General features: G+C 73.5%; 5 protein-coding genes and 2 pseudogenes. 4 read left to right on the top strand and 3 right to left on the bottom strand.

Annotation, left to right across the window (positions count from 1 at the left end; all coding sequences use genetic code 11):
- Together aspA and ABT116_RS19995 are read left to right on the top strand one after the other, a co-directional pair.
- Positions 1-167, top strand: a pseudogene (gene aspA / locus ABT116_RS20000) (aspartate ammonia-lyase); the annotation flags it as partial.
- Between the two features lie 34 nt (positions 168-201).
- Complete coding sequence (locus ABT116_RS19995; RefSeq protein WP_351635398.1) at positions 202-1,134, top strand: glutaminase; 933 nt, start codon at positions 202-204, stop codon at positions 1,132-1,134.
- 28 nt (positions 1,135-1,162) lie between these two features.
- Here the strand turns inward: ABT116_RS19995 and ABT116_RS19990 are convergent, their stop codons facing one another.
- Positions 1,163-1,924 carry an alpha/beta fold hydrolase gene (locus ABT116_RS19990; RefSeq protein WP_351635395.1) on the bottom strand — a complete coding sequence of 254 codons (762 nt, stop codon included), beginning with the start codon at positions 1,922-1,924 and terminating at the stop codon, positions 1,163-1,165.
- Positions 1,925-2,088: 164 nt separating this feature from the next.
- Between ABT116_RS19990 and mptB the strand changes: the two genes are divergently transcribed.
- Positions 2,089-3,483, top strand: coding sequence for a polyprenol phosphomannose-dependent alpha 1,6 mannosyltransferase MptB (gene mptB / locus ABT116_RS19985; protein ID WP_351635393.1), 1,395 nt, complete (start codon positions 2,089-2,091; stop codon positions 3,481-3,483).
- Positions 3,480-4,862 carry a glycosyltransferase 87 family protein gene (locus tag ABT116_RS19980; RefSeq protein WP_351635390.1) on the top strand — a complete coding sequence of 461 codons (1,383 nt, stop codon included), beginning with the start codon at positions 3,480-3,482 and terminating at the stop codon, positions 4,860-4,862. Before mptB ends, ABT116_RS19980 begins: the two co-directional genes overlap by 4 nt.
- Before the next feature lie 59 nt (positions 4,863-4,921).
- On the opposite strand, the pseudogene ABT116_RS19975 reads toward ABT116_RS19980, so the two are convergent.
- A pseudogene (locus ABT116_RS19975) lies at positions 4,922-5,755 on the bottom strand (D-alanyl-D-alanine carboxypeptidase family protein); the annotation flags it as partial.
- A gap of 87 nt (positions 5,756-5,842) precedes the next feature.
- On the bottom strand, positions 5,843-6,985 hold the full coding sequence (rho, locus tag ABT116_RS19970) for a transcription termination factor Rho (protein ID WP_351635387.1): 1,143 nt from the start codon (positions 6,983-6,985) through the stop codon (positions 5,843-5,845).
- Positions 6,986-7,229 lie beyond the last annotated feature (244 nt).

Raw genomic sequence — 7,229 nt, 5'->3', positions numbered from 1 at the left:
ACCCGCACATCGGCTACACGGCCGCCACCGACATCGCCAAGGAGGCCCTCGCCACCGGCCGCGGTGTTGCCGAACTCGTCCTGGAGAAGGGCCTGCTCCCCGCCGAGACCCTCACCGCCCTGCTGCGCCCCGAGGTCCTCGCCGGCAGCGGCCCGGCACCGGCCTGACCAGCCGGAGCGCACCGGGACCGGCAGAGGGAGAATGGTGATCATGACGTCGTCGACGACCTTCCAGCCGGTCCTGGAGCGCATCGCCGAGGAGATCGCGCGGACCCCAGGCAGCGGCCGGCCCGCCGACTACATCCCGGCGCTCGCCGCCCGCGACCCGCGCAGCTTCGGCATGGCCGTCGCCGAGCCGGACGGCACCGTGTACGGGGTGGGGGACTGGCGGCAGCCGTTCTCCGCGCAGTCCCTCACCAAGGTCTTCACCCTCGCCCTCGACCTGGCCCGCGAGGGCGACGCCCTGTGGGAGCACGTGGGCCGCGAGCCCTCCGGCAACCCCTTCAACTCCCTCGTCCAGCTGGAGTACGAGAACGGCATCCCGCGCAACCCGTTCATCAACGCGGGCGCCCTCGTCGTCACCGACCGGCTGCACACCCGTACCGGTGACGCGTCGGGTGAACTGCTGGCGTTCCTGCGGGCGGAGAGCGGCAACCCCGACCTGACCTTCGACCAGGAGGTCGCCGCGTCCGAGACCGCCCACGGCGACCGCAACGCCGCGCTCGGCCACTTCATGGCGTCCTACGGCAACATCGACAACCCCGTGCCGACGCTCCTGGAGCAGTACTTCCGGCAGTGCTCGATCGCCGCGTCCTGCGCCGACCTGGCCCTCGCCACGAGCTTCCTCGCCCGGCACGGCCTCCGCGCCGACGGCACCCGCCTGCTCACTCGCAGCCAGGCCAAGCAGATCAACGCCATCATGCTGACCTGCGGAACGTACGACGCGGCAGGCGACTTCGCCTACCGCGTGGGCCTGCCCGGCAAGAGCGGTGTGGGCGGCGGCATCATCGCGGTGGTACCCGGTCGTTGCACCCTGTGCGTGTGGAGCCCGGGCCTGGACGAGCGGGGCAACTCGGTGGCGGGCGTGGCCGCCCTCGACCGGTTCACGACCCTGACCGGCCTGTCGGTGTTCTGACCGGCGGCCCACCTCGCCCTCGACCCCCTCAGCCGAGGAACTCCTCCAGCATCGGCAGCAGCAGCTGCGTGCGGCGCATGAGCGCCATGTGGGTGGTGTCCGGAAGCACCGCCAGCCGGGCGTCGGGGATCAGGTCGCGCATCTCGGCGGCGTGCTCGACGCGCAGGAAGTCCGTGTCGCCGAGCACCAGGAGCGTGGGTGCGGCCAGAGCGCGCAGGTCGTCGGCGGTCCAGGGCAGGGGGGCGTGTGCCGCCGTCCCGCACTTGGCCATGAAGTCGGCGAAGTGCCCGGGGTCCGGCGCGACGGCCGCGTAGGCGTCGGCCATCTCCTGGAAGTCTGCCTGGCTCGGCAGCCGCGGTGAGGCGTACTCCGGGTCCCGGACCTCCTCGTAGTAGCCGTCCTGCCGGAAGTGGGTGGCGGCGAGAACCAGCCGTCCCACGCGCTCGGGGTGGCGCACGCCCACTTCGAGGGCCGTCAGGCCACCCAGGCTGAAGCCCAGGAAGTCCGCCCGGTCGATGCCCAGCTCGTCCAGCAGGGCGATCACGTCCGAGGCGAGGTCCGGCACGCTCATCTCCCGCTCGATGTCGGCCGTGTGCCCGTGGCCCTGCAACTCGGGAGCCACGACCCGGCGTGTGGCCGCGAGAGCCGGCAGGACGGCCCCGAAGGACAGGCCGATCGTGAGCACCCCGCCGTGCAGCAGCACCAGGGGCCGCTGCCCGCTGTCGGCGCCGTGCAGCTCGTAGTACATCTCCAGGCCGTTGACCTTCGCGTAGGCCGAGGTGCCGGTCATGGGATCACGTCCGTTCGTCGGTGTTGCTGATGCCGGTAGGACTCTCGCCCCGGAGGGAACTCATCGGCGGGCGATCACCGGCCGGTCACCGCCGGGCCGCCCTCCGGAGAGGGGTGCGTCCCCTTTCGGTCATCCACCGTTGACACGCTGCCCGAGTGTTGGCCATGGCTTTCCCCGTCGATCTCCGCCGCTGCCAGATGCTCGGTCTGGCCGGTACCGCCTGCCTCGCCCTGGGCGGTGAGACGGCCGGTGCCCTGCCCGTGGAGGACCTTCTCCACCCGGCCTCCGCTCGCGCCGCTCTCGGCTTGGTCGGCGCGTACTTCGGCGTCGTCCTGCTGATCGCGGCCTGGGCGCTGCTGGGCCGGCTGGTCCGAGGGTGTAGACCACCCGCGCCGCGAGCACTGCTGCTGGTGCTCGCAACGTGGGCGGCCCCGCTGCTGCTCGCCCCGCCGCTGTTCAGCCGGGACGTCTACAGCTACCTCGCCCAGGGGGCAATGGTCGACGCGCACCTGGACGTCTATGCGCACGGGCCGTCCCTGCTCGGCGGCCCGCTCGTCGACGAGGTCGCCCCGCTCTGGCGGCACACCGGCGCCCCGTACGGGCCGGTGTTCCTGGCCGTCGCGGCGGCCCTGTCGGGACTGACCCGCGGTGAACTGCCCGCCGGACTGCTCGGGATGCGGCTCGTCGCCCTCGCCGGCGTGGCCCTGATGGCGGCCGCGCTGCCCCGCCTCGCCCGCCACAACGGAGCAGACCCGTCCGCCGCGCTGTGGCTGGGCGCCCTCAACCCGCTCGTCCTGCTGCACCTGGTCGCGGGCGCCCACAACGACGCCGCCATGCTCGGCCTGCTCGGCGTCGGCCTGGTGGCCGCACGCGGCCGGTGGCCGGTCCTCGGCGCCGTCCTGGTCACCCTCGCCGCCCTGGTCAAGGCGCCCGCCGTGCTCGGTCTCGCGGCCGTCGTGGTCCTCCAGGTCCGGGCGGGCCGCAGTCCGTCGAAGGCGGTCGTGACGACCACCGTCGCGGCCGCGGGGACCACCGTCGCCGCGACGGCCGCGGCCGGCACCGGGTACGGCTGGGTCGGCGCCCTGAACACCCCCGCCTCCCCCCAGAACTGGGCGCTGACCACCCTCCTCGGCCGCGCCACCCGGGCCCTGCTTACGCACCTCGGCAGCGATCTCGCGCCCTTCGCCGTCCCCGCCTGGCACACGCTGGGCATCGTGACCGCCGTGGCCGCGATCGCGCTGATCTGGCGGCGGCTGCGCCTGCGACCGGTGTACGCGCTCGGCCTGTCCCTGGCGGCGGTGGCCGCGCTCGGCCCGGCGATCCGCCCCTGGTACGCCCTGTGGGGCCTGTTCCTCATCGCCGCCGCCGCACCCAGCACCTCCGTACGCCACCGCACGGCGGCGGTGACCGGCGTGCTCGCGCTGTCCGTCCTGCCCAGCGGTGGCCCGGCGGACTCGGGGCAACTCCTGCTGGCCGTCTGTGGCGTAGCACTCGCCCTCGTCGTGCTGTGGCAGGCCCACCAGGCCGAACTCGCCCCGGCGCCGGGACGCGCGGCATGACCCCGGCCCTGCCGCGCACCGACCGGGGCCGGCTGCTGCTGGTGCTGGCCCTCGTCGCGTCGGTGACGGTCTTCACCGCGACCGTGCCGCTGCTGCGCGACTGGTTCGACCTGCGCGTCTACTACGGCAGCATCGACAGCTGGGTCCACCACGGCGGCCGGGTGTACGACTACCGGGTGCCCGGCACGACGTACGGCTTCACCTACCCGCCGTTCGCCGCGGTCGCCATGCTGCCGATGGCCCTGCTCGACCTGCGCACCGCCGTCGCCGCCGCCCTGCTGCTCAACCTGGCAGCCCTCGCCGTGGTGCTGCGGCTGCTCGCGGGGACGGATCGGCGGCGCCCCGGCTGGTTCGGCTGGGCCCTGATCGCCTGCCTGCTCGCCCTCTTCGAGCCACTGCGCGACACCTTCAGCTTCGGTCAGGTCAATCTGCTGCTGCTGGCACTCGTCCTCGCCGACGCGACGCTGCTCGCCACCGGACGCGGACGCCTGGCGGGTGTCGGCATCGGGCTCGCGGCGGCGGTCAAACTCACGCCCGCCCTGTTCATCGGTCTGCTGCTCGTGGCCAGGCGATGGCACGCGGCGGCGGTCGCGACGGCCGTCGCCCTCGGAGCCACGGCCCTCGCGGCCCTGGTCGACCCGGATGCCTCCCGCTTCTACTGGACCGAGGCGCTGTGGGACACCGACCGCGTGGGGCGCCTCGACTACGTCTCGAACCAGTCGGTGCAGGGCATCCTGGCCCGGCTCGGTGAAACGGACCGCACCTTGTGGGCGGTGGTGGTCCTGATGGTCCTCGGCGTATGGGTGCTGCGGGCGCGCCGCGCGGTCGCCGCGGGGGACTGGACGGCGGCGTTCGCCCTGACCGGCCTCGCCGCCTGCCTCGTCAGTCCGATCACGTGGGTGCACCATCTGGTGTGGCTGCTCCCGTCCTTCGCCGTGCTGGTCCGGGCGGGGCGCCCCCGGATCGCGGGCGCCCTGTACGCGGTGCTGTGCACCAGCGTGGTGTGGCTGTGGTTCGACGACGCCTCCGGCGTCGACGGGTTCCTGGGCAGCAACACCTACGCCTGGATCACCCTGGGGCTGCTGCTGTGGCTGCCGGTCGGTCAGCTCCGGCCCGGTCTGCGGACCGGGAGCCGCAGCACCAGCACCACGACCGCCGCGCCCGTACCGGCGGCACCCGCGATCAGCCCCGCCTCCGTCCAGGCGGAGCCGTGCTCCTCCGGTAGGGCCGCCGCGACCGCGGGCGGCGTAGTCGTCGGCCCCGTGGACGTGGGCGGCGCGCCGAGCGAGCCCACCGCCTCGACCCTGCCGGCCGACCCGAAGCCCCAGTCGAGCAGCGAGCGGGCCTCCTCGTACACGGCGGACCCACCGCCGTCCTGAGGGTTCATCACCGTCACGACCAGGGTGCGCCCGTCCCGGCGCGCCGCCGCGACGAGGGTGCTGCCGGCCTTGCTGGTGTAGCCGTTCTTGATGCCGATCAGCCCGCGGTACGGCTTCACGCCCCTGGCACCGCTCAGCAGCCGGTTGGTGTTGAGGATCGGGTACGACGACGTGCCGCCGCCGGGGAACGTCGCCTCGACGGTGGCGCAGTACCGGGCGAAGTCCGGGTTGCGCAGCCCGACCCGGCCGAACACCGCCAGGTCGTACGCCGACGACACCTGGCCGGGTGCGTCGTAGCCGTCGGGCGACACCACGTGGGTGTCGAGGGCGCCGAGAGAGCGGGCCTTGGCCTGCATCTGCTCGGCCGTGAGCCGCCAGCCGCCGTTGAGCTCGGCCAGGACGTGCACGGCGTCGTTGCCCGAGTTGAGGAAGACACCGCGCCACAGGTCGGCGATCCGGTACGAGCGGCCTTCGGCGACCCCGACCAGGCTGCTGCCGGCACCGATGCCCCGCAGCTCCCGCTCGCGGACCGTGTGCCGGACGCCCGCCGGCAGCCCGGGCAGCACAGTGAGGGCGAACAGGGTCTTCAGGGTGCTGGCCGGGGGCAGCCTGCGGTGCGCGTTGTGGGCGGCGAGCACCTCGCCGGTACGGGCGTCGGCCACCAGCCAGGACAGCGCGGAGACCTTCGGGACACGGGACGCCCCGGCGCGCAGGCGGACCTGGGTGCCGGGACGGTACAGCAGCGAGGGGTGCGGGGCCGCGGCCCTCGGTCCGCCCGGCGGCGTGGGCTCGCCACCGGGGTGGGCCGCCGCCGCGGGAGTCAGCGCAAGGAGCCCCGCCACGCAGAGCGCACCGGCCGACACGGCCACCCGGGAAGAGAATCCGATGATCATATGATCAACGTAGGAACGGACCTGCTCCGCGCGGCGACGGCGGGGCCGCATTCCGCGGCGCTAGCACCCGGATGGATGCTCCCCGGGTCAGCCCGAGGGCAGGGTCGGCTGGATGCGCCGCAGGAACGTCGCGTTGTCCGGTGTCTCGCGCATGCGCTCCAGGAGGGTCTCCAGACCGCCCTGCCCGTCCCGGCCCTGCAACACGCGCCGCAATCCGTGGACGGCCGCCAACTCCGGCCGACTCAGCAGGAGTTCTTCGCGGCGCGTGCCCGAGGGCGTGATGTCGACGGCCGGGAACACCCGACGGGAGGCCGGGTCCCGGCTCAGGCGGAGCTCCATGTTGCCGGTGCTCTTCAGCTCCTCGAAGTAGAAGTCGTCGGCCCGGGAACCGGTCTCCACCAGGGCGGTCGCGAGGATCGTGAGGGACCCGCCCTCCTCGGCCGACCGGGCTGCGCCGAAGAACCGCTTGGGTCCGGTCAGCGCGGACGCGTCGACGCCCCCGGTGAGGATGCGGCCACCGGAAGCGGCCGCGTTGTTGTGCGCCCGGCACAGCCGGGTCAGCGAGTCGAGAAGGAGGACGACGTCCTCGCCGGCCTCGACGTGCCGTTTGGCGCGCTCGATCACGAGGTCGGCGAGCGCGATGTGCTGCCGGGCACTGCGGTCGAAGGTCGAGGCGTACACCTCGCCCCGTACGCCGCGCCGCATGTCGGTGACCTCCTCGGGCCGCTCGTCGAGCAGCAGCATCATCAGCCGGCACTCGGGATGGTTGCCGGTGACGGCGGCGGCGAGCTGCTGGAGGAGGACGGTCTTGCCGGTCTTGGGCGGGGCCACGATGAGCCCGCGCTGGCCCTTGCCGACCGGTGCGATCAGGTCGACGACGCGCCCGGCGAGGCCGGCGGCCGGGTGCTCGAGCCGCAGCCGCTCGTGCGGATGCAACGGCGTCAGGTCCCGGAAGTGGCGCCGGCCGCGCAGCTCACCGGGCGCACGGCCGGCGAGGTGTGCGACGTCGGTCAGGGCGCGCCGGTCTCCGGTCACGCCCTCGACGAGGTCGCCCTTGCGCAGGCCGTACCGGCGGATCAGCGCGGGGGAGACCGCGGCGTCGGCGGGCGAGGGCAGGCAGTGCTCGGCGCGCAGGTGCCCCTTCCCGTTCGTGTCGATGTCGAGGACACCGGACACGGTCCGGGCCGGGGACTGCTGCCGGACGGGTGGGTTGTCGAGTGTGGTGGTCATGGTGGTGTGTGTCCTTTCACGGACGGCAGGCATGGGACGTGCTGAGGGAAGGGGGAGAGAGCCGCGAGGGGAGGGGCCGGTGGCACGCCTCCGGGCGGCGGGGGAACAGCGCCTCGGATACGACGAACACGTCGTGGCGCTGGAAAGGAAGGTGAGAGTGAAGAAAACGGCACCGGCGCCCGCAAAGAGGGGCGTGCACGAGTGCTGTTCGCACTGTACCACCGACAGCGGTGGAGGGTAAGCA

It is taken from the genome of Streptomyces sp. NPDC002130, from assembly GCF_040296465.1.
In the GTDB taxonomy this organism is placed as follows: domain Bacteria; phylum Actinomycetota; class Actinomycetes; order Streptomycetales; family Streptomycetaceae; genus Streptomyces.
Note: the sequence above shows the minus strand (reverse complement) of the source record. Positions and strands in the feature narration are given on the sequence as shown.

What these genes read in the sequence shown, in the direction of transcription:
- ABT116_RS19995 (WP_351635398.1), top strand. Translation starts at nt 202, where the DNA reads ATGGTGATCATGACGTCGTCGACGACCTTCCAGCCGGTCCTGGAGCGC.
- ABT116_RS19990 (WP_351635395.1), bottom strand. Translation starts at nt 1,924, where the DNA reads ATGACCGGCACCTCGGCCTACGCGAAGGTCAACGGCCTGGAGATGTAC.
- mptB (WP_351635393.1), top strand. Translation starts at nt 2,089, where the DNA reads ATGGCTTTCCCCGTCGATCTCCGCCGCTGCCAGATGCTCGGTCTGGCC.
- ABT116_RS19980 (WP_351635390.1), top strand. Translation starts at nt 3,480, where the DNA reads ATGACCCCGGCCCTGCCGCGCACCGACCGGGGCCGGCTGCTGCTGGTG.
- rho (WP_351635387.1), bottom strand. Translation starts at nt 6,985, where the DNA reads ATGACCACCACACTCGACAACCCACCCGTCCGGCAGCAGTCCCCGGCC.